Genomic DNA, 23,213 nt, shown 5'->3' with positions numbered 1-23,213 from the left:
GAATTTGACTAACGCTGATGACGGTCCGGCCTACGTCCCGCTCGTCGCCAGCAGCGACAGCGTTCGCACATTGTCGTGGCCTTCGAAGTCGAGCAGGCGGGTCGGATACTGGCCGGTGAAGCAGGCGTCGCAGAATTGCGGCTGGTCGTTGTCGCGGCTGGCCTCGCCGACCGCGCGGTAGAGCCCGTCAATGGTGAGGAAGCCAAGCGAATCGACACGGATGAACTCGGCCATTTCCTCGATCGACATGCGCGATGCCAGGAGCTTCGATTTCTCCGGCGTGTCGACACCGTAGAAGCAGGACGCGCGTGTCGGCGGTGAAGCGATGCGCATATGCACCTCCTTGGCGCCGGCGTCGCGCACCATCTGCACGATCTTCTGGCTGGTGGTGCCGCGCACGATACTGTCGTCGACCAGCACCACGCGCTTGCCCTCGATCATGCGGCGGTTGGCATTGTGCTTCAGCTTGACGCCCATGTGGCGGATCGAATCGCCCGGCTGGATAAAGGTGCGGCCGACATAATGATTGCGGATGATGCCGAGTTCGAAGGGAATGCCTGCGGCCTGGCTGAAGCCGATCGCCGCCGGCGTGCCCGAATCCGGCACCGGCACGACGATGTCGGCCTCGACCGGGCTTTCGACCGCCAGTTCGGCGCCGATACGCTTGCGCACCTCATAGACGTTGCGGCCTTCGACCGAGGAATCCGGCCGCGCGAAATAGACATATTCGAAGATGCAAAAGCGGGTCTTCTGGGGCTCGAAGGGGAACAGGCTCTCGATGCCCTTGGACGTGACGACGACCATCTCGCCGGGCTTCAGGTCGCGAACGAAACGCGCGCCGATGATGTCGAGCGCGCAGGTTTCGGAGGCCAGGATCCAGGCGCCGTCAAGATCGCCCAGCACCAGCGGCCGGATGCCGAGCGGATCACGGCAGCCGATCATCTTCTTGGCCGTCATCGCCACCAGCGAGAAGGCGCCCTCGACCTGCCGCACCGCATCGATGAAACGCGAGTTCAAGTCGCGTTCCTTGCTGGTGGCGACGAGGTGCAAAAGCGTCTCGGTATCGGAGGTGGAGGAGAAGATCGCGCCTTGCTTCTGCAGCGCGCGCTGCACGGTCATGGCGTTGGTCAGATTGCCGTTGTGGGCGACGGCGAAGCCGCCATCGGCCAATTCGGCGAAAAAGGGCTGGATGTTGCGCATGCCGGCGCCGCCCGTGGTGGCGTAGCGCGTATGGCCAATGGCGCGGTTGCCTTGCAGGCTGTCGATGACGCGCTGCTTGGTGAAGGTGTCGCCGATCAGGCCGACATGGCGTTCGACATGGAACTGGCTGCCGTCATAGGAAACGATGCCGGCCGCTTCCTGGCCACGATGCTGCAGCGCATGCAGGCCCAATGTAACGATGGCCGCGGCGTCCTGCCGGCCGAAAATGCCGAACACACCGCATTCGTCGTGGAAATGGTCGTCGGCCTCGGCGGAAAGCACGTCGTCTGCGTCTGCCATCTTAAGCTCCGCTAAAATCGCCATATAATGCGGGTTCGCGCCGAAAGCAACGCGGGCCGTACGATCGTTCACACCATCGTCAGATCCTGACGCCGTTTTCGGCGTCAGTTTGCCGGTGCCGCCGGTGCCGGAGCGTTGTTCGCCGGTGGTGTTGCGTCATTGTCGTCAGGCGCCGGCGTGTTGGCATCGTCGCCGCCCGCCGGAGCATCCGCCGCCGGTGCGTCCGGAGCAGCTGGCGTCTCGGCAGCCGGTTGATTCGGATTGAATTTCTTGAGAATGGCGTTCTCCGGATCCTCGGGCAGCAGGCTTTCGAGCTTGGCGCCGATCTGCTCCAGCAGCGGCCGTGACTTGGCCTCCGTGACCCAGGCCGGTGCCTTGGCGCCAGCCAGCCAGTTGAAGAACAGCAGTGCGACGGCAACGACCAGGATGCCGCGCGCGGCGCCGTAGAGGAAACCCAGCGTACGGTCGAGCGCACCGATTCGGGAATCGATGATCCAGTCGGCGAGTTTCATGGTGATGACCGAGACGACGATCAGCGCGACGATGAAGACGACGCCGGCCGCGGCCGCCATGGCGACCTTTTCATTCTCGATGTAGGGCGCGAGGTAAGGCACAACCGGCTTGTAGAAGAAGAACGCCGCCGCTGCCGCCGCTGCCCAGGAGACGACGGACAGGACTTCGCGCGAGAAGCCGCGAACCATGGCGAGCATCGCCGAGACCAGAGTGAAGCCGACGAGAATTCCGTCAAGCAGCGTAATCGGCATGTCTTTCGCCCCACTCCATGAGCCGCATTATAGCGCGGAGCATCGGGTTCTGGGTCCGATGCTCTAATCTTCTTCGTCCACGCGGCTTCGGCGTGAGCCGGCTATGCGTGCCACGAGGTCGGCAAGCTCGGTCGGCTGGAAAGAACCGGCCCCGATCCCCCCGGCCAGTTCCCCGCTGCCCGAGGGCAGAACCGCGCTTCCAAAACCCAGCTTTTCGGCTTCCTTGAGGCGCTGTTGCGCATGCGCAACCGGCCTCACGGCGCCCGAAAGGCTGATTTCGCCGAAATAGACGCAATCGGCGGGAAGGGCAAGACCGGTGAGCGAGGAAACCAGGGCCGCCGCCACTGCCAGATCGGCCGCGGGTTCCGAAATCCGGTAGCCTCCGGCGACATTGAGATAGACATCGTGGTTGCCGAAACGCACCCCGCAATGGGCTTCGAGAACCGCCAGGATCATCGACAGCCGGGCGCCGTCCCAGCCGACGACGGCGCGGCGCGGCGTGCCGAGCGAGGAGGGGGCGACCAGTGCCTGGATCTCGACCAGCACCGGCCTTGTCCCCTCCATGCCGGCGAAAACCGCCGCCCCCGGCGATTTGGCATGGCGTTCGCCAAGGAAAAGCTCGGACGGATTGGCGACCTCGCGCAGGCCCTTGTCCGACATTTCGAAGACGCCGATCTCGTCGGTCGGTCCAAAGCGGTTCTTCACCGTGCGCAGGATGCGATAGTGATGGCCGCCTTCGCCTTCGAAGTAGAGCACGGCGTCGACCATGTGCTCGACGACGCGCGGCCCGGCGATCTGGCCTTCCTTGGTGACATGGCCGACCAGCACGATCGCCGCCCCTGTGGATTTCGCATAACGGATCATCGCCTGGGCGGCGGCACGCACCTGGGTGACGGTGCCCGGCGCCGAATCGGCAAGGTCGGTCCACAACGTCTGGATCGAATCCAGGATAACGAGGTCAGGCCGCTTGCCGTCGGCGATCGTCGCCAGGATGTCCTCGACATTGGTCTCGGCGGCAAGTTCCACCGGAGAAGAGGCGACGCCAAGCCGCTGCGCCCGCAGCCTGATCTGCGCGACCGCCTCTTCGCCGGAAACATAGACGATGCGGTGGCCTTTTGATGCCAGCGCCGCGGCCGCCTGGGTGAGCAGCGTTGACTTGCCGATGCCGGGGTCGCCGCCGACCAGCAACGCCGAGCCGCGCACGAAACCACCGCCGGTGGCGCGATCGAGTTCGCCGATGCCCGAGATGATGCGCGGCGCGTCCTCGATATCGCCGGACAGCGTGGTCAGCACCACCGCGCGGCCCTTGCGGGCGTTGCGCGTGTTGGCCGGCCCCGAACCGATGCCGCCGGACGTGCCCTCCTCGACCAGCGTGTTCCACTCGCCGCAGGCATCGCATTTGCCGGCCCAGCGCTGATGCACCGATCCGCAACTCTGGCAGATGAATTGCACGCGCGACTTTGCCATCAGCGGGATGCTGCTTGAAAATGGCCTGGGCGAGGTTGGCTGGGGTAGGTCAAAAAGCTACTCGAACCTTTCCGGCAGATGATGCTCCTCGGCGAGGTCGGAGAAGCGGGTGAACTCGCCCTGGAAGGCAAGGCTGACGGTGCCGGTCGGGCCATGGCGCTGCTTGGCGATGATCACTTCGGCCTTGCCCTGGACCTCGATCATCTTCGTCTCCCAGGCGAGATGCTCGGGCGTGCCTTTCTCCGGCTCCTTGTTCTTGATGTAATATTCCTCGCGGTACACGAACAGCACCACGTCGGCGTCCTGCTCGATCGACCCCGATTCGCGCAGGTCGGACAGCTGCGGATGCTTGTCGTCGCGGCTTTCGACCTGACGAGAGAGCTGGGAGAGGGCGATGATCGGCACGCCCAGCTCCTTGCCGAGCGCCTTCAGTCCGGTGGTGATCTCGGTGATTTCCTGAACGCGGTTCTGCGACGCCTTGGCGGATGAACCCTGCATCAGCTGGATATAGTCGATGACCATCAGGTCCAGCCCGCGCTGCCGCTTGAGGCGGCGGGCGCGCGCCGCGAGCTGGGCGATCGAGATACCACCCGTCTGGTCGATGTAGAGCGGGCGCTTGTGGTTCTCCTGCGTGTAGGCGACAAGCTTGCCGAAATCGGCCTCCGTCAGATCGCCGCGCCGGATTTTCGACGATGGAATCTCGGTCTGCTCGGAGATGATGCGGGTGGCCAGCTGCTCCGACGACATTTCGAGCGAGAAGAAACCGACGACGCCGCCATTGGCCGCCTTGACCGAACCGTCGGCCTGCTGGGCAGGCTCATAGGCGGCAGCGATGTTGTAGGCGATGTTGGTGGCCAGCGACGTCTTGCCCATGCCTGGGCGGCCGGCGATGATGATCAAATCCGAAGGCTGCAGGCCACCCATGCGGTGATCAAGATCGCGCAGGCCGGTGGCAATGCCGGACAGGTGGCCATCGCGCATATAGGCCGCGCTGGCCATGTCGACGGCGTTCTTCAACGCATCGGAAAAGCTCTCGAAGCCGCCATCGTAGCGGCCGTTTTCGGCCAACTCGAACAGGCGGCGTTCGGCGTCCTCGATCTGTTCGCCGGGCGCCATGTCGACCGGCGCGTCATAGGCGATGTTGACCATGTCCTCGCCGACAGTGATCAGCGCGCGGCGTGTGGCAAGGTCATAGATGGCGCGGCCATAGTCGGTGGCGTTGACGACGGTGACGGCCTCGACCGCCAGCCGCACGACATATTGCGCCATCGTCATGTCGCCGACTTTCTCGTCGGCCGGCAGGAAGGTTTTCAGCGTGATCGGCGTCGCCACCTTGCCCATGCGGATGAACTCGGACGCCACCTCGAAGATCTTGCGGTGCAGCGGTTCGTAGAAATGGCTGGCCTTGAGGAAGTCCGAGACGCGATAGAAGGCGTCGTTGTTGACGAGGATGGCGCCGAGCAGCGCCTGCTCGGCCTCGATGTTGTTGGGCGCTTCACGATAAAGCGGTGTTTCCGCCACGCCGAATTTTCGCGCTGCTTCTGCCATGATGTCCCCGATTTCGATCCCGGCTTCTCGATATCAGAACGTGACGAATCGGTGCTGACCTTTCTGCATCACTGCGCGACCAACGAACCTTGATGCCCGTTGTTCACAGGAACGACCAATCGTCCACAGGAGAGTATTCCCGTGCCCCGATTCCGGTTGACTCAACAGGACGTTGATTCCTATCTGACTCGTCAGAACGAAGCAAGAACGATTACGCTGTTCATATCGCCGTCTTGTCCAGCCTGTCGCCCCAGTCCAGCCGCCGGGCGAGCTTGAAGTCGGCGCCGTCGCGCTTGGTGAACAAGCGCTCGGCGGCGGTGCCATCTTCCTGGCAAAGCTTGAGCAGAACCTTGCCGGAGCCGGATTTCGGCGGCGCAAGAACTCGTGCCTGGTGCGATGTGGGCCGTTCTCGGGAAGCCGCGACATAGATGAACTTCTCGTCTTCCCACGGCACGTCGGCATCCTTGGCCAGCCGATGCAGGCGCGAGCGGGCGACGCGGCGGGAAAAATGACACCAGTCGGGCGGGGTGAGCGGGCAGGGCGCCTGATGCGCGCAAGGCGCTAGCACATGCGCGCCCGCCTCGATCAGCTGCCGGCGCACGGCAAGGATGCGCTGCCAGCCGGCGGGGGTGCCCGGCTCGACCACAAGCAGCGTGTCGGCGGTGAGTTGCCAGAGGCGGTCGATGAGCTTCGGCAGTGATGCGGGAGCGATTTCATCGAGCACATAGGCGCAAGTGACCAGATCGGCCGGCTCGATGTCGGCAAGGTCGATGGTGGCATCACCCGCCAGCCACCTCGTCTGTGCGGCAATCGCACCGGCGGCAAGTGTCTCGCCGACCTTGCGTACCGCCGCACTGGCTTCGAACAACACAGCCTGTTCGAGATCGGGCCACAGCTCAGTCGTGGCCCAAAGCGCAGTACCAGGACCTGCGCCGACATCGAGCAGGCTCTTGGGTTGGAAGGCGGGCTTGGCATCGCTCAGCGCATCGAGACTGGTGCGGATCGCGGCATAGGTCGCCGGCAGCCGCGTCGCCAGATAGGCTTTCACCGCCAGATCCTCGGCCATGTGCAGACGGCCGTCGCGCAATTCGGCACGATAACGGTCGGACAGCGTTTTTGCCGCTTGTTTGAGTACCGCCAGCGGAACGTTTTCGAGCAAGCGCTCGACACCTTGGCGAAGGGATGCCGGCAACTCCATCTCACGCGCCCCGCGGGACGAGAAGGATCACGGAAGCGCCGGCAATGCAGAGCGCCGCGCCGGCAAAATCCCAGCGGTCGGGGCGCACGCCCTCCACCAGCCACAGCCAGCCAAGCGATGCCGCAATGTAGATGCCGCCATAGGCGGCGTAGGCGCGGCCGGCGGCTGACGTGTCGACCAGCGCCAGCAGGAGGCCGAACAGGGCAAGCGAGCCGAGGCCGGGAAGAAGCCAAAGCGGCGACTTATCCAGCCGCCACCAGGCCCAGAACGAAAAGCAGCCGGCGATCTCGGCCAGAGCGGCGGCGGCATAGAGGACAAAGGTCATGAAAAAGGTTCCGCGACGGTCACGGGACCTTTTTCAGTGCAGGCGCCGGCAATGGCAAGCGGCAATGCTATTCCTGGTCCGCAACCTTGCGGCGGCGAGCCGGCTTGGCGGTCGGGCTCTTTTTGACGGGAGCCGTTTCACGATGCCCCATATCGCGCATCTCGAGCGCTTTTTCGCATTTGGCCATGTAGTCGCGTGTCATCGGCAGCGTATCGTTCTTCTTGGTGATCTGGATCTGGAAGATCACCAGGTCTTGCCAGCGGAAGGCGGCTTCCGAAGCCGCCAGATAAAATTCCCACATGCGGCAGAAGCGCTCGTCGTAGATCGCCTTGGCCTTGTCGCGGTTGGCAGCGAAGCGCTCACCCCAGTGCTTCAGCGTATCGGCATAGTGGAGCCGCAGGATCTCGACGTCGGTGACGACCAGGCCCGACTTTTCGATCGCCGGCATGACTTCCGACAGCGAAGGGATATAGCCGCCCGGGAAGATGTATTTGCGGATGAATGCGCTGGTCGCCCACGGCACGCCGGAACGACCGATCGTGTGCAACAGCATCACGCCATCCGGCTTGAGCAGCGTCGCGCTCTTGTCGAAGAACGTACGGTAGTGGTTGACGCCGACATGCTCGAACATGCCGACCGAGACGATGCGATCAAAACGCTCGTTGAGTTCGCGGTAGTCCTTGAGCTCGAAATGCACGCGGCTTTCCAGCCCTTGCGCGTGCGCCCGGTCGGTGGCGACGCCATGCTGCTCGGTCGACAGCGTCACGCCCTGCACGTCGACGTCGAACGCCTTGGCGAGGTAGAGGCCAAGCCCGCCCCAGCCGGAGCCGATGTCGAGCACCGTCTGGCCGGCTTTCAGCCGGAGCTTGGCGGCGATGTGGCGCTTCTTGGCGGCCTGCGCTTCGTCCAGCGTCATGTCCGGCTGCTCGAAATAGGCGCAGGAATACTGCATGTCCTGGTCAAGGAAGAGCCGGTAGAGGTCGCCCGACAAATCGTAGTGGCGCTGCACGTTGCGGCGCGAGCGCGAGGCGGTGTTGATCTGCTGCAGGCGGCGGAAGGCGTGGCGCAGCCCTTCGATGGCCTTCGACCAGGTGGCGTCGATGCCGCCGCTGCCCATGTTCTGGAAGGCGATGCGCATCACGCCCAGCACCCCGCCTTCGAGGATGTCGAGTTCGCCGTCCATGTAGGATTCCGGAACTGCCAGCATCGGATCGAAGGTGATGGCGCGCTCGGCATGCGCGGTCTTGATGTGCATGTGCACCGGTTCGCCGCTGCCGTCGCCGAAAACCACCGTCGAGCCCTTGGGGCCGGTTACTCTGAGATTACCGGTGCGCACCAGGCGGTCGAGAACGCGCTTCAACAGAATATTCATGACCAAATGTCCCCTCTCGGCCAGACAGGCTGCCTTGGCGCGTGACCGCGAAAATCGGAATCGATTTCGCCGGGGTCTTGCGCCGAACCCAAGTTGCACAGCGTGCTTTGCGCGGCCAAAGGACACGCGACGCTGTAATCTGCAACAATATATAGGGGTTCGAAAAGTTCCATTTGGCACAAAAATGCCCGGGCGAGAGACCCGGGCATTGGTCCAGCATGGCTGGATGACGGCAAAGTGATCGGAGCTTGGCTTTAAGTCGTGATCAGCCCATGGCTCCAATCGTCTTGCGAAGTGTGATCAGGCGTTGTCTTCGCCGCCCTCGAACTCGGTGTTCGGATCGAAGAAGTTCTCCGGCCGGGCGTTGTCGTTGATGTCGTCGCCATAGATGGCTTCGGCGGTGGTCAGTGTCTCGCCCTTGGCCTGGCGCTCGGCTTCGTCAGCCGTGCGGGCGATGTTGAGCGTGACGGTGACCTCGACTTCCGGATGCAGCGCGATCGCCACATTGGTGACACCGATGGTCTTGATCGGCTGGTTGAGCAGGATCTGGTTGCGGTTGATCGAGAAACCTTCCGCCGTCAGCAGATCGGCGATGTCGCGGGTCGAAACGGAACCGTAAAGCTGCCCGGTTTCGCCGGCGGAGCGAACGGCGATGAAGCTCTTGCCGTCGAGCTTTTCGGCGATCTGGGCCGCTTCCGACTTGCGCTCGAGGTTGCGGGCTTCGAGTTGGGCGCGCTGGCCTTCGAACTTCTTCTTGTTGGCTTCGTTGGCGCGCAGCGCCTTGCCCTGCGGCAGCAGGAAGTTACGGGCAAAGCCGTCCTTGACCTTGACGGTGTCGCCCATCTGGCCGAGGCGGGAAACGCGTTCGAGAAGAATGACGTCCATGGTTTTGTTCCTTCGGTTGGACGCCAATCGCAAGATGAGATCGACGCCGAATGTCTTGGGAACAGGCAGGAAGCTTGAGCGCCTTTGGCGCTGGTGTCGCTGTCCTGCCTGTCGCGGCAGTTAGAGGTTTTTGACCTCAACCCGGGATTTGATGTTCAACCCTGCGGCGCCCGTCGCCGTGGGAGAAGAGCGGGCGGCGAACCGCCCGCATTTGAGATATTACCGAACCACGTAGGGCAGCAGGCCGAGGAAGCGGGCGCGCTTGATTGCCTTGGCGAGTTCGCGCTGCTTCTTCTGGCTGACGGCGGTGATGCGCGACGGCACGATCTTGCCGCGCTCGGAAATGTAGCGCTGCAGCAGACGCACGTCCTTGTAGTCGATCTTGGGCGCGTTGGCGCCGGAGAACGGGCAGGTCTTGCGGCGGCGATGGAACGGGCGCCGGGTCGGGATCTGATTGATGTCGACCATTATTCTGCACCCCCTTCAAAGCCTTCGCGCGGACGGCGCGGGCCACGATCGGCACCAGCGTCGCCGAACGAACGCGGCGGACGATCGCCACGGTCGCCGCGGTCACGATCGCCGAACGAACGTGGACCACGATCGCCACGGTCACGGTCGCCGAAGCCGCCGCGTTCAGAGCGCTCTTCGCGCTTCTGCATCATGGCCGACGGGCCTTCCTCATGCGCCTCGACCTTGATGGTCAGGAAACGCAGCACGTCTTCGGACAGGCCCATCTGGCGCTCCATCTCGTTGAGCGCGGCCGCCGGGCAATTCAGGTCCATCAGCGTGTAGTAAGCCTTCCGGTTCTTGTTGACCCGGTAGGTGAGGGACTTCAGTCCCCAGTTCTCGACCCGGCCGACGGACCCGCCATTTGCGGAGATGACACCCTTGTACTGTTCGACAAGCGCATCGACCTGCTGCTGCGAGAGGTCCTGCCGGGCAAGAAACACATGTTCGTAAAGAGCCATTATGTCTTATGCCTTTCTTCGTTTCTCTCCCGGTTCCCGGCGGCAAAAGCCTCTGCAACTTCTCTGACCCGCAAACCCTCGAAGGGGCAGGGGGAAGAAAGGAGCATGACGAGACGGTCGAGAGCGGAGACACGGGAGGCGGAAGCACTTCCGGCTTCACACGAAGGTTTTCGAAAAGACCTCCGGCCCTCCGTTCAGCCCCCAGCAAGGACCGGCAGATTGCGGGCGTCTATACAGCAATCCGGCCGCAAAGCAAGGGCAAGCGGCATGCCCGTGTGTCCGACGCGACGATCAGGGAGCAGCAACGGCTGGAGTTGTGGTTTCCGGCAACCACGTCTTAACCACACCAGCAGGTTGTGTGGAGTTGAGGCCTGGCCGTCAACGGTCGATTCATCATGGAAGGCGCAAAAACCCGGACGACCGCACAAAAGCGGCAAGCATTTCCGGGGGTAAGGATGCTTCTCAACAAATTCTGGCGCTCGAAGAGCGGCAATTTGACGCTTGTGCTGGCACTGGGCTTGCCGGTGATCCTGACGGCTGTCGCTTTCGCAACCGATGTCTCGACCCTTATGCGGGCCAAGAGCAATTTGCAGAACGCTCTCGATTCGGCAAACCTTGCTTCCTCGCACCTTGGCGATCTCGACATCACCCGCAATGACGCTTTCAACCGCTATTTCCAGGCCAACATCGTCGGTCATGGCGAGCTCGGCAATGCGCAGGCGACGTTGACTGTCGACAAGGGCGTCAACTTCGTCAAGACAAAGGCGGTTGCCTCGGCGGACGTCAATCTCAACTTCGCCTTCCTGTTCGGCGACAGCAAGCACATCGTCGTCGATGCCTCGGCGGTCGAATCGAACAACCAGCTCGAAGTCGTGCTGGTGCTGGACAACACCGGCTCGATGGCCGGCGCGCGGATGACGGCGTTGAGGACGGCGACAAAATCGTTGCTCGACACGCTTGAAGCGGCGAAATCGCCGACGCGCAAGGTCCGCGCCTCGCTGGTTCCTTTCGTAACGGCTGTCAACGTCAATGGCGACGGCTTCGATCCGTCCTGGATCGACATGGACGGCAAGTCCTCGACCAACGGCGTCAATTTTCCCGTCATCGACGGCAAGCGACCGAACCACATGGCGCTTTTCAAACAGCTCAAGAAGACCGGATGGACCGATGCCGGATGGAATGGCACCGGATGGAAGGGTTGTGTCGAGGTGCGGCCAGGCGCTTACAATATCTCCGACACGCCACCCGACGCGGCCAAGCCCGACACGCTGTTCGTGCCGTACTTTGCGCCGGACGATCCCGAAGACGCCCAAAAGCCGTCTGGCGCCTATGGCAATTCGGACAAATACTACAACAACTCCTACCTCAACGATGTCAGCGACAAAACCAGGCTTGCCCAGTCGGGCATCAACATTCTGGGCATCGACCTCAGCAACCTGCTCGGCAACCTCATCGACCTTTTGTCACCCGATGACAGGGCTGCCAGGGAAAAGATCGCCAAATATGTTGCGCCCGCCAAGGAACTCATCACCGAGACCGGCTCTCCCATCACTATCGGCCCGAACCGTGCGTGTCCGACCCCGGTGGTCCCCCTGACCGACGATTTCGACAAGCTGCGCAAGGCAGCCAGTCAGATGACCGAGTGGAACGGTTCGGGCACCAATGTCTCCGAGGGCCTGTCATGGGGTATGCGGGTGCTGTCGCCCACCGCGCCCTACACCGATGGAGCGCCGTGGAAGACGCCCGGCATCAGCAAGATCGTGCTGCTGCTCACCGACGGTGAGAACGTCGTCTATGGCGCCAGCCAACAGCCGACGAAGTCTGACTACACATCATATGGCTATCTGGCCGGCGGCCGTTTCGGATCGGATAACCAGACGACCGCTGCGCGCAATGTCGACGGCTGGACCAAAAGCGTCTGCACGCAATTGAAGGACGAGGGCGTGCAAATCTACACCATGGTGCTGCAATCCGACACCGCAGCCAACCGCGCGCTTTACAGCGCATGCGCCTCTGATCCGAGCGGCTATTACGCAGTCAACGATCCGACCAAATTGCCGGATGTCTTCCAGCAGATTGCAAACAAGTTCTCGAAGCTGCAATTGACGAACTAAAGGCGATCTCAACTCGTATGGGCGACAATCTTGTCGACGGTTTCGGGGAAGAAGTCGGGCGCGGCGTGGCGTTTGCCGAACATCATATCGTACTGCAACAGGCGGAAATCGCGGATCGCCGGGTCGATGTCTTTCTGCCGCGCCCAATCGGGCGTGGCCTCGCCAGCCGGCGTCAGCAGCAAATTGCGGTCGACGACACGGTAGCGTTCGTTCATCTCGCCCAGGAAGCCGGTGTAGTAGGGATGGCTGATGCCGGCCGTCTTCAGGATATGATAGGGCAGGAAGGCTGGGCTGACGGCACCCATGTGCTCAGCCGGCCCGGTGCGGTTCGACCAGATGACAAGCGGCGTCTCATGATGCTCGAGGGCAGCCTCGGGCGACGCTTCCTTGCGCGGCGCGACATTGTCCTTCAGGAAGCCGGTTTCGACATACACCGGCCCCAGCGGCGGCAGATGGTCGCCGAAGAAGGCGATCACGGTGGGGCGGGAGCGTGTCTTTGCCCATTCGACGAGGCGTTCGAGACCGCGATCGGCATCGGCTGAGCCCTCGGCGTAGCTGAGCAGCGATTCGCGCGCCCACTGGCTGATCGGCGCCTGCACCCTATGCGTCGGATTGTAATAGCGGTTCGGCTCGTAAGGACCGTGGTTTTGCAGGCTGACGGCAAAGAAGAACACTGGCTCGTCGCTGGCGTCGGCCTCGCTGATGATCTCGTCGGTCATCGCCGCGTCCGATGCCAGCGGCCCGCGTTTTTGCATGGGCGGCAGCGTCTCTTCCGACTTGAAGTCGTTGAAGCCGAAATCGGCGTAGACCGCGCCACGGTTCCAGAACCAGTTGGTGCCGGGATGGATGGCGCGCGCCCGGTAACCCTGGCTCTTGAGGAAGGTTGCCAGCGAAGGCGTCGGCGTGCGCACATATTGCTGATAGGGGATGCTGCCGGCCGGCAGGAAGGCGTTGGAAAAGCCGGTCAGGGCCTCGAACTCGATGTTGGCGGTCATGCCGCCGAATTCCGGCGAGAACATTGAGCCCGAGCGCAGCGCCCGCACGTTGGGGATCGGATCGGGCGTGATGGTGACGCCGGGCAGCTTGGTCGGATCCCAGAAGGATTCGCTCATGACGATGATGATGTCGGGCTTCTCGGCCGGCACCGAGGCGGTTACATCAGGTCTGCCGATCGCCGCGATCGCTTTGTCGGTATAGCCTGGCGGCGCCGAGACATGCGCCATCGGCACATTGAGGGCGAAGGCCAGCGCAAAACCGTTGGAGGCATAGTTTTCCTTCTGGTCCCACATGATCGGGATGATCTGCAGCCGGTCCCTGGTCCAGGAGAAGGTGGCGTAGTCCATGATCGAAACGAAGAAGGCGAGCAGCGGCACGGCCAGCGTCAGCCGGGCAAGGCGGCCCTTGCGGCTGAGCGCGGGAACCTTGCGGCGCCACAGCCGCCAGCCGTAGACGAGCAGTGACAGGCCGGCGACGATGCCGACGACCATGGCGAGCGCGGTCATCGGCCGGTCGCGCACCAAAAGCGGCAGCAGCGCGAAGATCTGGCGGGCATAGAGGAAATCGGTGGGATAGAGCGGATCGCCGAGATAATGCGACTTCTGGTGGCCGACGAAGGCAAGGGATAGCGTCAGCGGCGCGACGATCATCAGGCTCTGATGGCTGCGGCCGAGCACCGCATCGAGGCCGATCAGGATCAGCGCGAAGACGACGATGGTGGTCCAGCCGGGCTTCAGCGGCTGCAGGAAGAAGGAGACGGTGCCAGCAAAATCGCCGCGCACGATCAGTTCGATCGCAAACACCAGGACGGCCGCGATCGCCAGGCTGACAAGCCCATAGCGCACGACCGGCCATCTCCTGCCCGGCAGATAGCCGGTGGAGGGGTCGTCTTCCAGGAACTGTGGCGCGGGCTTGCCGGCGCGTTTGTAACTCTTTGCCACTTAAACTTCCCCACCCAGCGACAAACACGTCACTCGATTGTCATGGAATTGTCACGCAAAGCTAGCGCCTGTGGCCAAAATAAGAAGAGCCAGCAAACGAATCGTGAGCGGTTTTCATCAGGAGTGATCGCCAAAAAGCCTTTCGGAACAGGCACTCGGCGGATGAGGCGGCCGTCGGGCAGGGTCGAACCGGGCTTGACTTGGCGCCCCGCCATGCCTCACAGGCAAGAAAAACCCGTCTTCAGGCAAGCAAAACCAGCCCTTGGGAGCCCTCGCATGGCCGTCGCATTCACCTTTCCTGGACAAGGCAGCCAGGCAGTCGGCATGGGCAAGGATCTCGCCGACGCCTTTCCCGAAGCGCGCAGGATCTTCCAGGAAGTCGACGACGCGCTGGGCGAAAACCTGTCGAAGCTGATCTGGGAAGGGCCGGAAGAGACGTTGACGCTGACCGCCAACGCGCAGCCGGCGCTGATGGCGGTGTCGCTGGCCGCGATCCGGGCGCTGGAATCGCGTGGCTTCTCGCTGAGAGACAAGGTCGCCTATGTCGCCGGCCATTCGCTGGGCGAATATTCGGCGTTGGCCGCTGCCGGTTTTGTTTCGGTTGCCGATGCCGCCAGGCTGCTGCGCATCCGCGGCAATGCCATGCAGGCGGCGGTGCCGGCCGGCGAGGGGGCGATGGCGGCGATCATCGGACTGGAGCAGGCCGATGTCGAAGCCGCCTGCGCGGAGGCAGGCAAAGGCTCTGTCTGCCAGATCGCCAACGACAATGGCGGCAGCCAACTGGTCATTTCCGGCGCCAAAGCCGCGGTCGAACTGGCCGCAAAACTGTGCACGGAAAAGGGCGCCAAGCGCGCACTGATGCTGCAGGTGTCCGCGCCCTTCCATTCGGCGCTGATGGCGCCGGCCGCGGACGTCATGCGCGAAGCCCTGGCGGGCGTGACAAAGAACCCACCGGTCGTCCCGGTCGTCGCCAACGTGTCGGTGACGCCGTCGAGCGATCCGGACGAGATTGCGCGGCGTCTGGTCGAGCAGGTGACAGGCCGCGTGCGCTGGCGCGAGACGGTGGAATGGTTCGGCGCAAACGGCGTCACCACGCTTTACGAGATTGGCGCCGGCAAGGTGCTTTCGGGATTGGCGCGCCGCATCAACCGCGACATCGCCACCGCTTCGGTCGGCTCCGCGGCTGAGGTCGAGGCGGCGTTGGCGGCGCTTGGTTGAACGGCTTGACTTGAATTCGCTGATGCGCGGCCACATGAATACGTGCATCGCAACTAAGGTGCGGCATGTCCACATCGATCCGTCTTTCTCCTGAGATCAGGCTGCGCCTGGATGTTCTCGCGTCCAAGACTGGGCGCAGCAAAGCCTATCATATGCGTGAGTTCATTGAGCGCGGCCTTGAGGACGTAGAAGACTACTACCTTGCCGCCGAGGTGCTGGCACGGATCAGGAGCGGCGAGGAAGGTATTATGAAAGGCGACGACTTCTGGGGCTGTGATGTCTACAGATAACCGTTATCCGGTTTGAGAGAAGGAAAAGACATGTTCGAATTGACTGGCCGCAAGGCGCTCGTCACCGGCGCATCGGGAGGCATCGGTGAGGCGATCGCCAGGATGCTGCATGCGCAGGGCGCGATCGTCGGCCTGCATGGCACCCGCGTCGAGAAACTGGAAGCGCTGGCCAGCGAGCTTGGCGACCGGGTCAAGCTGTTCCCGGCCAACCTGTCGAACCGTGACGAGGTCAAGGCGCTCGGCCAGAAAGCCGAGGCCGATCTCGAAGGCGTCGACATCCTGGTCAACAATGCCGGCATCACCAAGGACGGGTTGTTCGTGCGCATGTCGGATGCCGACTGGGACACCGTGCTCGAAGTCAACCTGACCGCCGTGTTCAGGCTGACCCGCGAACTCACCCATCCGATGATGCGCCGCCGCCATGGCCGCATCATCAACATCACCTCGGTGGTCGGCGTCACCGGCAATCCCGGCCAGACCAATTACTGCGCCTCAAAGGCCGGCATGATCGGCTTTTCCAAATCGCTGGCACAGGAGATCGCCACCCGCAACATCACCGTCAACTGCGTCGCCCCGGGCTTCATCGAATCGGCGATGACCGACAAGCTCAACGACAAGCAGAAAGAGGCGATCATGACGGCGATCCCGACGCGGCGCATGGGCACCAGCGTTGAAGTCGCGTCCGCCGTCGCTTATCTCGCCTCCAACGAAGCCGCCTACGTCACGGGCCAGACCATCCACGTGAATGGCGGCATGGCGATGATCTGACGGACCTTGTTGATAATTCTATCCTGCCGGCCATCTGCCGCGGTTATCTGCGCTTCCGGTGCTCGCGTACTGAAAGTACGCTCCGCTCCGGTTCTCGAAAACCGCACCATATGACTCGGCAGGGCGAATTCTGAACTAGGTCCGGCGGGTTGTGAAAAGAGACCATTTCGGCTTGGACCTCAGCTATTTTTCGTGTAATGCGGCCCGCAACCCGGCGGTTCGGGCAAAAACCGGTCCGTAGTCGTTGCGTTTCCGGCAGGACCATCTTTCAGCTTGATTAGCGGCATTCTGCCCGCTAACGAAGACAGACAAACAAAAGACGAGGATGCCCAAATGAGTGACACCGCAGAGCGCGTCAAGAAGATCGTCATCGAGCACCTTGGCGTCGATGCCGACAAAGTGACGGAGCAGGCGAGCTTCATCGATGATCTGGGCGCCGACAGCCTCGATACGGTCGAACTCGTCATGGCGTTCGAAGAAGAATTCGGCGTCGAAATTCCCGACGATGCGGCTGAGACCATCCTGACCGTTGGCGATGCCGTGAAGTACATCGACAAGGCTTCGGCCTGACGCTTTCCGCAGTCACTACCGGGGAGGACCTGCGATGAGGCGTGTCGTCGTCACGGGCCTTGGGTTGCTGTCGCCGTTCGGCATGGGCTTCGAGCACAGCTGGAAGGAACTTCTGACCGGCCGCAGCGCTGCCAAGCGCATCACTGAGTTCGAGGTGGAGGATCTTGCCTGCAAGATCGCCCACGTCATTCCGCGTGGTGACGGCAGCAATGCCACCTTCAATCCCGAGGCCGTGCTCGAGCCGAAGGAATTGCGCAAGATCGGCGACTTCATCCTTTACGGGATTGCCGCCGCCGACGAGGCGCTGAAGGATTCCGGCTGGGAACCCAAGACGCATGAAGAGCGGTGTGCCACCGGCGTCCTGATCGGCTCCGGCATCGGCGGCATCGAGGGCATCGCCGAGAACGCGATGATCCTCAAGGAGCGCGGCCCGCGCCGCATCAGCCCTTTCTTCATCCCGGGCCAGATCATCAATCTCGTCTCCGGGCAGGTTTCGATCCGGCACGGGCTGAAAGGCCCGAACCATGCCGTCGTCACGGCCTGTTCGACCGGCGCGCACGCCATTGGCGATGCTGCCCGGTTGATCATGTGGGGCGATGCCGACGTGATGGTCGCCGGTGGAGCCGAAGCGCCGGTGACGCGGCTGTCGATCGCCGGCTTTGCCGCATGCCGGGCACTGTCGACGGAACGCAATGATTCGCCGCAAACGGCGTCGCGACCCTATGATCGGGACCGCGACGGCTTCGTCATGGGCGAGGGCGCCGGCGTTGTCGTGCTCGAGGAGCTCGAACATGCCAGGGCGCGCGGCGCCAAGATCTATGCCGAGGTGACGGGTTATGGTCTCACCGGCGATGCGCATCACATCACCGCGCCCGCCGAGGATGGCGATGGCGCCTTCCGTTGCATGACGGCGGCACTGAACCGGGCCAAGTTGACGCCGGCCGATGTCGACTACATCAACGCGCACGGCACCTCGACCATGGCCGACACGATTGAGCTCGGTGCCGTCGAGCGGCTTGTCGGCAATGCCGCATCGAAGATTTCGATGTCGTCAACCAAGTCGTCGATCGGCCATCTGCTTGGAGCGGCGGGTGCCGCCGAAGCGATCTTCTCTATCCTTGCCATCAGAGACAATGTCGCGCCGCCGACCATCAACCTCGATAACCCGGAACGCGAAACCGCGATCGATCTGGTGCCGAACAAGCCGCGTGCCCGCCAGATCGACGTGGCGCTGTCCAATTCCTTCGGCTTTGGCGGGACCAACGCGTCGCTGGTCTTCCAGCGCTACAATGGCTGATCGTCCGGCTGCCGGGCGGCGCTTTGGCGTGCCGTCAATTTTGCCATATTCGCCCCTACTCTGCCGCTGGGGATTCGTTGGGCGATCAAACGGTAGGGCGAAATGAACACAAATCCGGCAGGCAGCGGAGAATTCGGGCAACGGCCGCCGACATCCGGCCCGATCGTGCCGAAAACGGCCAGCGAGGCGTTGCGGCCGGAGGCTGGCACGCCGCCGCCGAAGCGCTCGCGTGCGTCACGCAGCCAGGTCGTCGTGTTCATGAACTTCGTCATCTCCTCGGTGATGCTGGTGGTTCTGGCCGCCGGCGTCGCGGTCTATTTCGGCAAGCAGGAATTCACCGAACCCGGCCCCTCGGCCAATGGCGACACCTTCCTGGTCAAGCCGAACACCGGCGTTCAGGATATCGCCGACCAGCTCGAACGGCGGGGGCTGATCAGCGACGCCCGGGTATTCCGTCTTGGCGTGCGGGCCTTCGGCAATGATTCCGCGCTGAAAGCCGGCGAGTACGAGATCAAGCCCAGGGCTTCCATGCGCGATATCATGGAGCTTTTGAAGAGCGGCAAGTCGGTGATGTATTCGCTGACCATTCCTGAGGGACTGACGGTCGACCAGGCATTGCAGCGCATCGCCGAGGAGACTGCCTTGAGCGGCGACATGCCGGCAACCACGCCGCCGGAGGGCAGCCTCGCCACCGACACGCTGCGCTTCACGCGCGGCGCGACACGCCAGCAGATGGTCGACAAGCTGCTGGCGGATCAGAAGAAGCTGGTTGACGATGTCTGGGAGCGGCGCGCGCCTGACCTGCCGCTGGCCAACGTCGAGGAGTTCGTCACGCTGGCCTCGATCGTCGAGAAGGAGACGGGCAAGGGTGACGAGCGTTCGCGAGTTGCCGCCGTCTTCCTGAACCGGCTTGCCAAGGGCATGCGCCTGCAATCCGATCCGACCATCATCTATGGGCTGTTCGGCGGCAAGGGAAAGCCGGCGGACCGGCCGATCTACCAGTCGGACATCCAGAAACAGACTCCCTACAACACCTATGTGATCAATGGCTTGCCGCCGACGCCGATTGCCAATCCGGGTCGTGCAGCGCTGGAGGCGGTGGCCAATCCGTCGAAAACCGCCGACCTCTATTTCGTTGCCGACGGCACCGGCGGGCACGTCTTTGCCGCGACGCTGGACGAGCACAACGAGAATGTCGCCCGCTATCGCGCGTTGCTGAAGAAGCAGGCCGATGATGCCGCCAAAGCCGCCAAGACGACCGGCGCCGGCGACAGCAATGCCGTCAAGCCGGCTGACGGCGGGCCGGCTGACAGTGGGCCGGCTGACGGTGCCGACGACAGCGGCGGTGACGCGGGCGCTGCCCAGTAGAATGAAGAAAGGCGTTGCCCGACAGGCGACGCCCTGACATTTGGAAGAGCGCCGCGCGTCCGATTTCGACGCGCCTGCGGCGCAGTCATTTTCAAGCCGCACTTGCCCTGTCCGGAAAGCCGGTTCGGGGCGATGTGCCAGGGACGTGTGGGCGATATGAATTTGCAGAGCATGACCGGTTTTGCACGTGCCGTCGCCGAGCACGAAGGCACCTCGATCGCCTGGGAGGTCAAGTCCGTCAACGGCAAGAGCGTCGAAGTACGGCTGCGGCTGCCGCAAGGCTTCGAGCGGTTGGAACCGGCTGTCCGGCAGGTACTTCAGAAGCGTTTTGCACGCGGCAATTTCCAGGCGACGCTGACCATCGGCCGTGCCGTTGGCGCGCAGGCGCAGCCGGTCGTCAACGAAGCCTTCCTGAAGGACCTGGCTGGGCTCGCCAAACGGCTGCAGGAGCAATTCGGCGTTGCCGCGGCGACGTCAGATGGATTGCTTTCGCTGCGCGGCGTGCTCGATATTCCCGAAACTGTCGAAACCGATGAGGCGAGGGCCGCGCTCGATGCCGCGATCATGGCCGCGCTCGAAGTGGCCTTGAATGGGCTCGAACAGGCACGGCAGGGCGAAGGGGCTGCGCTGGCTTTGCTGCTGTCGGGCCATATCGACACAATCGAGGCGCTGACGTTGCGGGCAGAAGTGGATCCATCCCGCGAGACCGCGGTGATCCGCGAACGCATCGCCGAGCAGGTCAGGCTGCTGATGGACACTTCCGCCAACCTGGATGCCACCCGGTTGCACATGGAGGCGGCGTTCCTGGCCACCAAGGCCGATATTCGCGAAGAGATCGACCGGCTGAAAACGCATGTCGCGTCCGGCCGGGCTCTGCTGTTGGGCGGCGGTGCGGTCGGTCGCAAGCTCGATTTTCTGGCACAGGAATTTAACCGCGAATCGAATACGCTGTGTTCCAAGTCGAATGCCGCCGCCATCACCGCGATCGGGCTGGATCTGAAGGCGGTGGTCGACCAGTTTCGTGAACAGATCCAGAATCTGGAGTAGCCGATGGTTGCCAAGGATTTGGGGTCCCGCATTCGCCGCCGGGGCCTGATGCTCGTCCTGTCGTCGCCATCCGGCGCCGGCAAGTCGACGATCGCGCGCAATCTTCTGGAAAGCGATTCCAGCCTCGAACTGTCGGTCTCGGTCACCACCAGGCCGCGCCGCGGAAGCGAGATCGAAGGCGTCCACTATCATTTTCGGACGATGCGCGAATTCGAGCGGCTTCGTGATTCCGACGCACTGCTGGAGTGGGCCGAGGTGCATGGCAATTGCTATGCGACGCCGCGCGAACCGGCCGAACTGGCGCTGTCCGAGGGGCGCGACATGCTGTTCGACATCGACTGGCAAGGTGCCCAGCAGCTCAAGGAGAAGATGCGCGCCGACATTGTCTCGATCTTCATCCTGCCGCCATCGATGAAGGAGTTGAAGGCGCGGCTGAAACGTCGCGCTGAAGACCAGGAGGCGGTGATCGAGACGCGGCTGAAAAACGCCCGCAACGAGATCGAGCACTGGAAGGAATATGATTTCGTCATCGTCAATGACGACCTTGACCGCGCCTTCGCCGAAGTGCGCGGTATCGTCGTCGCCGAGCGGCTAAGACGCGACCGCCGGCCAGGCCTGTTCGATTTCGTCTCTGGACTGTTGGACGAGAAGACTGGCTGAGGCGGTGAAGCGCCAATCTCCCCCACGAGGGGGAGATCGGCAGCTTCTTACACCGCATTGGTCAGCCGCACGAACTCCTCGACGCTGAGCGTTTCGGCGCGGCGTGTCGGATCGATGCCGGCGCGTTCGAGCAGGGCCTCGCCGCCGAGGCTCTTCACGCTTTGCCGCAGCATCTTGCGACGTTGGCCGAACGCGGCTTCGGTGACGCGGCCGAGTTTTTTTACCTCGGCGGACAGAGGGGTCGGGCGCGGCACCAGATGCACCACCGAGGAGGTGACCTTTGGCGGCGGCGTGAATGCCTGTGGCGGTACGTCGAAGGCGATCCTCGCCTCCGTTCGCCAGCCGGCAAGAACCCCCAGCCGGCCATAGCTGTCGCTGCCGGCGGGCGCGACGATGCGCTCGGCCACTTCGCGCTGGAACATCAAAGTCATCGAGGTGTAGAAGGGCGGCCAGTCGCTGACCGTCAACCAGCGCACCAGCAGCTCCGTGCCGATGTTGTAGGGCAGGTTGGCCACGATCTTGACCGGACCGCCGTTTCCGGTCGCTCGGCTGGCTAGTGCCACGAAATCCGTTTTCAGCGCATCGCCGGAAACAACCTCCAGCCGGCCGGGATAGTGGTCGGACACTTCGGCAAGAGCAGCCAGGCAACGTTCGTCGCGCTCTATGGCGATCACATGGCGCGCTCCGTGGTTGAGCAAGGCGCGGGTCAGCCCGCCGGGACCAGGACCGACCTCGATTACTGTTGCATCGGACAAGTCGCCGGCGGTGCGCGCGATCTTGCCGGTGAGGTTGAGGTCGAGCAGAAAATTCTGGCCGAGCGCCTTCTTCGCCTGCAACCCATGACGCTCGATCACCTCGCGTAGCGGCGGCAGCCCGTCGATGCTCATGCCCGAGGTCTCATACGGCGATTGCCTTCGTGTTCGTGTCGGCCAGCCGCCGGGCAAGCTTCAGCGCCGCTATCAAGCTGTCGGGCCGCGCCACACCCTTGCCGGCGATGTCGAAGGCCGTGCCGTGGTCGGGCGAGGTGCGGATGAAGGGCAGGCCGAGCGTGACATTGACCGCCTCGTCGAAAGCCAGCGCCTTGGCCGGGATCAGCGCCTGGTCGTGATACATGCAAAGGGCTGCGTCGTAGCCCGCCCGCGCCCGGACATGGAACAACGTGTCGGCCGGCAAAGGGCCGAAAGCGTCAATGCCTTCGGCACGCAGGATGTCGACCGCCGGGCGCACGATCCGCTCGTCCTCGAGGCCCATGGCGCCGCCTTCGCCGGCATGCGGGTTGAGCCCGGCAATGGCCAGCCTCGGCTTGGCGATGCCGAAGCGGCCGGTGAGATCGGCAGCGGTGATGCGCGCGGTGGCGACGATCAGTTCGGTGGTCAGTGCCTTCGGCACCTCGGCCAGCGCGATGTGGATGGTGACGGGAACGGTGCGCAGGTCGGGTCCTGCCAGCATCATCACCGGCATCGCCTCGACGCCGCTGTGCCGGGCCGCCAGATGCGCCAGATATTCGGTGTGGCCGGGAAAGCGAAAGCCGGCATCGTAGAGCGGCTTCTTGGCGATGGGGCAGGTGACCACGGCCGAGGCTTCGCCGGCAAGGCAATCGGCGACGGCGCGGTCGATCGCCTCGATGGTGGCGGCCGCATTGGCCGGATCCGGCCGGCCGGGACTGTCGATGCAGCGGGCGGCTAGCGGAACGATCGGCAAGGCGCGCGCAAAGACCTGCGCCGCTTGCGCTGATGTCGTTTCGACGACCGGCAGCGAAATGCCGAGCAGGCGTGCCCGGGAGGCGATCAGCGCCGGATCGGCGAGCAGGTAGAAGGGGGGCAGGGCGGCAGCTTCGCGCGCCATAAAGGCGGCGATGGCGATCTCCGGCCCAATGCCGGACGGATCGCCGGCGCTCAACGCGAGCGCACTCACTGC

Annotated in this window: 23 protein-coding genes; 9 read left to right on the top strand and 14 right to left on the bottom strand. The window is 63.4% G+C overall.

Annotation, left to right across the window (positions count from 1 at the left end):
• Nucleotides 1-30 precede the first annotated feature (30 nt).
• The 10 genes from purF to rpsF form a co-directional block, all read right to left on the bottom strand.
• The gene (gene purF / locus NKH52_RS09815) at nucleotides 31-1,500 is read right to left on the bottom strand and encodes an amidophosphoribosyltransferase (RefSeq protein WP_013532528.1); all 1,470 of its coding nucleotides are present in this window, start codon (nucleotides 1,498-1,500) and stop codon (nucleotides 31-33) included.
• A 104-nt stretch (nucleotides 1,501-1,604) separates the two neighbouring features.
• Nucleotides 1,605-2,264, bottom strand: coding sequence for a CvpA family protein (locus NKH52_RS09810; RefSeq protein WP_352735502.1), 660 nt, complete (start codon nucleotides 2,262-2,264; stop codon nucleotides 1,605-1,607).
• A gap of 63 nt (nucleotides 2,265-2,327) precedes the next feature.
• Nucleotides 2,328-3,731 carry a DNA repair protein RadA gene (radA, locus tag NKH52_RS09805; RefSeq protein WP_352735503.1) on the bottom strand — a complete coding sequence of 468 codons (1,404 nt, stop codon included), beginning with the start codon at nucleotides 3,729-3,731 and terminating at the stop codon, nucleotides 2,328-2,330.
• A 57-nt stretch (nucleotides 3,732-3,788) separates the two neighbouring features.
• Nucleotides 3,789-5,279, bottom strand: coding sequence for a replicative DNA helicase (locus tag NKH52_RS09800; protein ID WP_127261333.1), 1,491 nt, complete (start codon nucleotides 5,277-5,279; stop codon nucleotides 3,789-3,791).
• Between the two features lie 220 nt (nucleotides 5,280-5,499).
• Nucleotides 5,500-6,477 (bottom strand): small ribosomal subunit Rsm22 family protein, encoded by a 978-nt coding sequence (locus NKH52_RS09795; RefSeq protein ID WP_352735504.1) that lies wholly within the window; start codon nucleotides 6,475-6,477, stop codon nucleotides 5,500-5,502.
• Between the two features lies 1 nt (nucleotide 6,478).
• Entirely contained in the window at nucleotides 6,479-6,802 is a 324-nt protein-coding gene (locus NKH52_RS09790; RefSeq protein ID WP_352735505.1) for a YnfA family protein, read from the bottom strand.
• 67 nt (nucleotides 6,803-6,869) lie between these two features.
• A complete protein-coding gene (locus NKH52_RS09785; protein WP_352735506.1) occupies nucleotides 6,870-8,174 on the bottom strand; it encodes a cyclopropane fatty acid synthase in 1,305 nt (434 codons plus the stop codon).
• Between the two features lie 300 nt (nucleotides 8,175-8,474).
• The gene (gene rplI / locus NKH52_RS09780; RefSeq protein ID WP_127289263.1) at nucleotides 8,475-9,059 is read right to left on the bottom strand and encodes a 50S ribosomal protein L9; all 585 of its coding nucleotides are present in this window, start codon (nucleotides 9,057-9,059) and stop codon (nucleotides 8,475-8,477) included.
• Between the two features lie 219 nt (nucleotides 9,060-9,278).
• On the bottom strand, nucleotides 9,279-9,527 hold the full coding sequence (gene rpsR / locus NKH52_RS09775) for a 30S ribosomal protein S18 (protein ID WP_006203718.1): 249 nt from the start codon (nucleotides 9,525-9,527) through the stop codon (nucleotides 9,279-9,281).
• Nucleotides 9,527-10,027 carry a 30S ribosomal protein S6 gene (gene rpsF, locus NKH52_RS09770; protein ID WP_013532520.1) on the bottom strand — a complete coding sequence of 167 codons (501 nt, stop codon included), beginning with the start codon at nucleotides 10,025-10,027 and terminating at the stop codon, nucleotides 9,527-9,529. The genes rpsR and rpsF overlap by 1 nt, the downstream gene beginning before the upstream one ends.
• Nucleotides 10,028-10,482: 455 nt before the next feature.
• Between rpsF and NKH52_RS09765 the strand changes: the two genes are divergently transcribed.
• Nucleotides 10,483-12,141, top strand: a complete 1,659-nt coding sequence (locus NKH52_RS09765; RefSeq protein WP_352735507.1) for a pilus assembly protein TadG-related protein — start codon at nucleotides 10,483-10,485, stop codon at nucleotides 12,139-12,141.
• 8 nt (nucleotides 12,142-12,149) lie between these two features.
• Here NKH52_RS09765 and NKH52_RS09760 read toward each other — a convergent pair whose 3' ends face one another.
• Nucleotides 12,150-14,078: an LTA synthase family protein gene (locus tag NKH52_RS09760; RefSeq protein ID WP_352735508.1), complete on the bottom strand. Its 1,929-nt coding sequence runs from the start codon at nucleotides 14,076-14,078 to the stop codon at nucleotides 12,150-12,152.
• A gap of 276 nt (nucleotides 14,079-14,354) precedes the next feature.
• Between NKH52_RS09760 and fabD the strand changes: the two genes are divergently transcribed.
• The 5 genes from fabD (at nucleotide 14,355) to fabF (ending at nucleotide 18,221) form a co-directional block, all read left to right on the top strand.
• Nucleotides 14,355-15,296, top strand: a complete 942-nt coding sequence (gene fabD, locus NKH52_RS09755) for an ACP S-malonyltransferase (protein ID WP_352735509.1) — start codon at nucleotides 14,355-14,357, stop codon at nucleotides 15,294-15,296.
• Nucleotides 15,297-15,361: 65 nt separating this feature from the next.
• Nucleotides 15,362-15,586, top strand: a complete 225-nt coding sequence (relB, locus tag NKH52_RS09750; protein WP_023813761.1) for a type II toxin-antitoxin system RelB family antitoxin — start codon at nucleotides 15,362-15,364, stop codon at nucleotides 15,584-15,586.
• 30 nt (nucleotides 15,587-15,616) lie between these two features.
• Complete coding sequence (gene fabG, locus NKH52_RS09745; protein ID WP_352735510.1) at nucleotides 15,617-16,354, top strand: 3-oxoacyl-[acyl-carrier-protein] reductase; 738 nt, start codon at nucleotides 15,617-15,619, stop codon at nucleotides 16,352-16,354.
• Between the two features lie 333 nt (nucleotides 16,355-16,687).
• Complete coding sequence (locus NKH52_RS09740) at nucleotides 16,688-16,924, top strand: acyl carrier protein (protein ID WP_006203723.1); 237 nt, start codon at nucleotides 16,688-16,690, stop codon at nucleotides 16,922-16,924.
• Between the two features lie 34 nt (nucleotides 16,925-16,958).
• Nucleotides 16,959-18,221 carry a beta-ketoacyl-ACP synthase II gene (gene fabF, locus NKH52_RS09735; protein ID WP_127273339.1) on the top strand — a complete coding sequence of 421 codons (1,263 nt, stop codon included), beginning with the start codon at nucleotides 16,959-16,961 and terminating at the stop codon, nucleotides 18,219-18,221.
• On the opposite strand, the gene NKH52_RS09730 is transcribed toward fabF, so the two are convergent.
• Nucleotides 18,209-18,481 (bottom strand): hypothetical protein, encoded by a 273-nt coding sequence (locus NKH52_RS09730; RefSeq protein WP_352442176.1) that lies wholly within the window; start codon nucleotides 18,479-18,481, stop codon nucleotides 18,209-18,211. The two genes, fabF and NKH52_RS09730, sit on opposite strands and share 13 nt — an antisense overlap.
• On the opposite strand from NKH52_RS09730, the gene mltG reads away from it, so the two are divergent.
• From mltG to gmk, 3 genes are all read left to right on the top strand, one after another.
• Nucleotides 18,480-19,589, top strand: coding sequence for an endolytic transglycosylase MltG (mltG, locus tag NKH52_RS09725; protein ID WP_502908018.1), 1,110 nt, complete (start codon nucleotides 18,480-18,482; stop codon nucleotides 19,587-19,589). The genes NKH52_RS09730 and mltG overlap by 2 nt on opposite strands.
• Before the next feature lie 156 nt (nucleotides 19,590-19,745).
• On the top strand, nucleotides 19,746-20,636 hold the full coding sequence (locus tag NKH52_RS09720; protein WP_352735512.1) for a YicC/YloC family endoribonuclease: 891 nt from the start codon (nucleotides 19,746-19,748) through the stop codon (nucleotides 20,634-20,636).
• 3 nt (nucleotides 20,637-20,639) lie between these two features.
• On the top strand, nucleotides 20,640-21,296 hold the full coding sequence (gene gmk, locus NKH52_RS09715; RefSeq protein WP_013532512.1) for a guanylate kinase: 657 nt from the start codon (nucleotides 20,640-20,642) through the stop codon (nucleotides 21,294-21,296).
• 47 nt (nucleotides 21,297-21,343) lie between these two features.
• Here the strand turns inward: gmk and rsmA are convergent, their stop codons facing one another.
• Both rsmA and pdxA read right to left on the bottom strand, forming a co-directional pair.
• A complete protein-coding gene (gene rsmA, locus NKH52_RS09710; protein WP_352735513.1) occupies nucleotides 21,344-22,183 on the bottom strand; it encodes a 16S rRNA (adenine(1518)-N(6)/adenine(1519)-N(6))-dimethyltransferase RsmA in 840 nt (279 codons plus the stop codon).
• Nucleotides 22,184-22,193: 10 nt separating this feature from the next.
• Entirely contained in the window at nucleotides 22,194-23,210 is a 1,017-nt protein-coding gene (gene pdxA / locus NKH52_RS09705; protein WP_502908017.1) for a 4-hydroxythreonine-4-phosphate dehydrogenase PdxA, read from the bottom strand.
• Nucleotides 23,211-23,213 lie beyond the last annotated feature (3 nt).

It is taken from the genome of Mesorhizobium sp. M1066, from assembly GCF_040318635.1.
GTDB lineage: Bacteria > Pseudomonadota > Alphaproteobacteria > Rhizobiales > Rhizobiaceae > Mesorhizobium.
The sequence above is the reverse complement of the archived record's forward strand: the minus strand, read 5'-3'. Positions and strand labels throughout refer to the sequence as shown.

Bases quoted from the DNA above. Each gene is read 5' to 3' on its own strand.
- purF (WP_013532528.1), bottom strand. From the start codon at position 1,500: ATGGCAGACGCAGACGACGTGCTTTCCGCCGAGGCCGACGACCATTTC.
- NKH52_RS09810 (WP_352735502.1), bottom strand. From the start codon at position 2,264: ATGCCGATTACGCTGCTTGACGGAATTCTCGTCGGCTTCACTCTGGTC.
- radA (WP_352735503.1), bottom strand. From the start codon at position 3,731: ATGGCAAAGTCGCGCGTGCAATTCATCTGCCAGAGTTGCGGATCGGTG.
- NKH52_RS09800 (WP_127261333.1), bottom strand. From the start codon at position 5,279: ATGGCAGAAGCAGCGCGAAAATTCGGCGTGGCGGAAACACCGCTTTAT.
- NKH52_RS09795 (WP_352735504.1), bottom strand. From the start codon at position 6,477: ATGGAGTTGCCGGCATCCCTTCGCCAAGGTGTCGAGCGCTTGCTCGAA.
- NKH52_RS09790 (WP_352735505.1), bottom strand. From the start codon at position 6,802: ATGACCTTTGTCCTCTATGCCGCCGCCGCTCTGGCCGAGATCGCCGGC.
- NKH52_RS09785 (WP_352735506.1), bottom strand. From the start codon at position 8,174: ATGAATATTCTGTTGAAGCGCGTTCTCGACCGCCTGGTGCGCACCGGT.
- rplI (WP_127289263.1), bottom strand. From the start codon at position 9,059: ATGGACGTCATTCTTCTCGAACGCGTTTCCCGCCTCGGCCAGATGGGC.
- rpsR (WP_006203718.1), bottom strand. From the start codon at position 9,527: ATGGTCGACATCAATCAGATCCCGACCCGGCGCCCGTTCCATCGCCGC.
- rpsF (WP_013532520.1), bottom strand. From the start codon at position 10,027: ATGGCTCTTTACGAACATGTGTTTCTTGCCCGGCAGGACCTCTCGCAG.
- NKH52_RS09765 (WP_352735507.1), top strand. From the start codon at position 10,483: ATGCTTCTCAACAAATTCTGGCGCTCGAAGAGCGGCAATTTGACGCTT.
- fabD (WP_352735509.1), top strand. From the start codon at position 14,355: ATGGCCGTCGCATTCACCTTTCCTGGACAAGGCAGCCAGGCAGTCGGC.
- relB (WP_023813761.1), top strand. From the start codon at position 15,362: ATGTCCACATCGATCCGTCTTTCTCCTGAGATCAGGCTGCGCCTGGAT.
- fabG (WP_352735510.1), top strand. From the start codon at position 15,617: ATGTTCGAATTGACTGGCCGCAAGGCGCTCGTCACCGGCGCATCGGGA.
- NKH52_RS09740 (WP_006203723.1), top strand. From the start codon at position 16,688: ATGAGTGACACCGCAGAGCGCGTCAAGAAGATCGTCATCGAGCACCTT.
- fabF (WP_127273339.1), top strand. From the start codon at position 16,959: ATGAGGCGTGTCGTCGTCACGGGCCTTGGGTTGCTGTCGCCGTTCGGC.
- mltG (WP_502908018.1), top strand. From the start codon at position 18,480: ATGAACTTCGTCATCTCCTCGGTGATGCTGGTGGTTCTGGCCGCCGGC.
- NKH52_RS09730 (WP_352442176.1), bottom strand. From the start codon at position 18,481: ATGAACACGACGACCTGGCTGCGTGACGCACGCGAGCGCTTCGGCGGC.
- NKH52_RS09720 (WP_352735512.1), top strand. From the start codon at position 19,746: ATGAATTTGCAGAGCATGACCGGTTTTGCACGTGCCGTCGCCGAGCAC.
- gmk (WP_013532512.1), top strand. From the start codon at position 20,640: ATGGTTGCCAAGGATTTGGGGTCCCGCATTCGCCGCCGGGGCCTGATG.
- rsmA (WP_352735513.1), bottom strand. From the start codon at position 22,183: ATGAGCATCGACGGGCTGCCGCCGCTACGCGAGGTGATCGAGCGTCAT.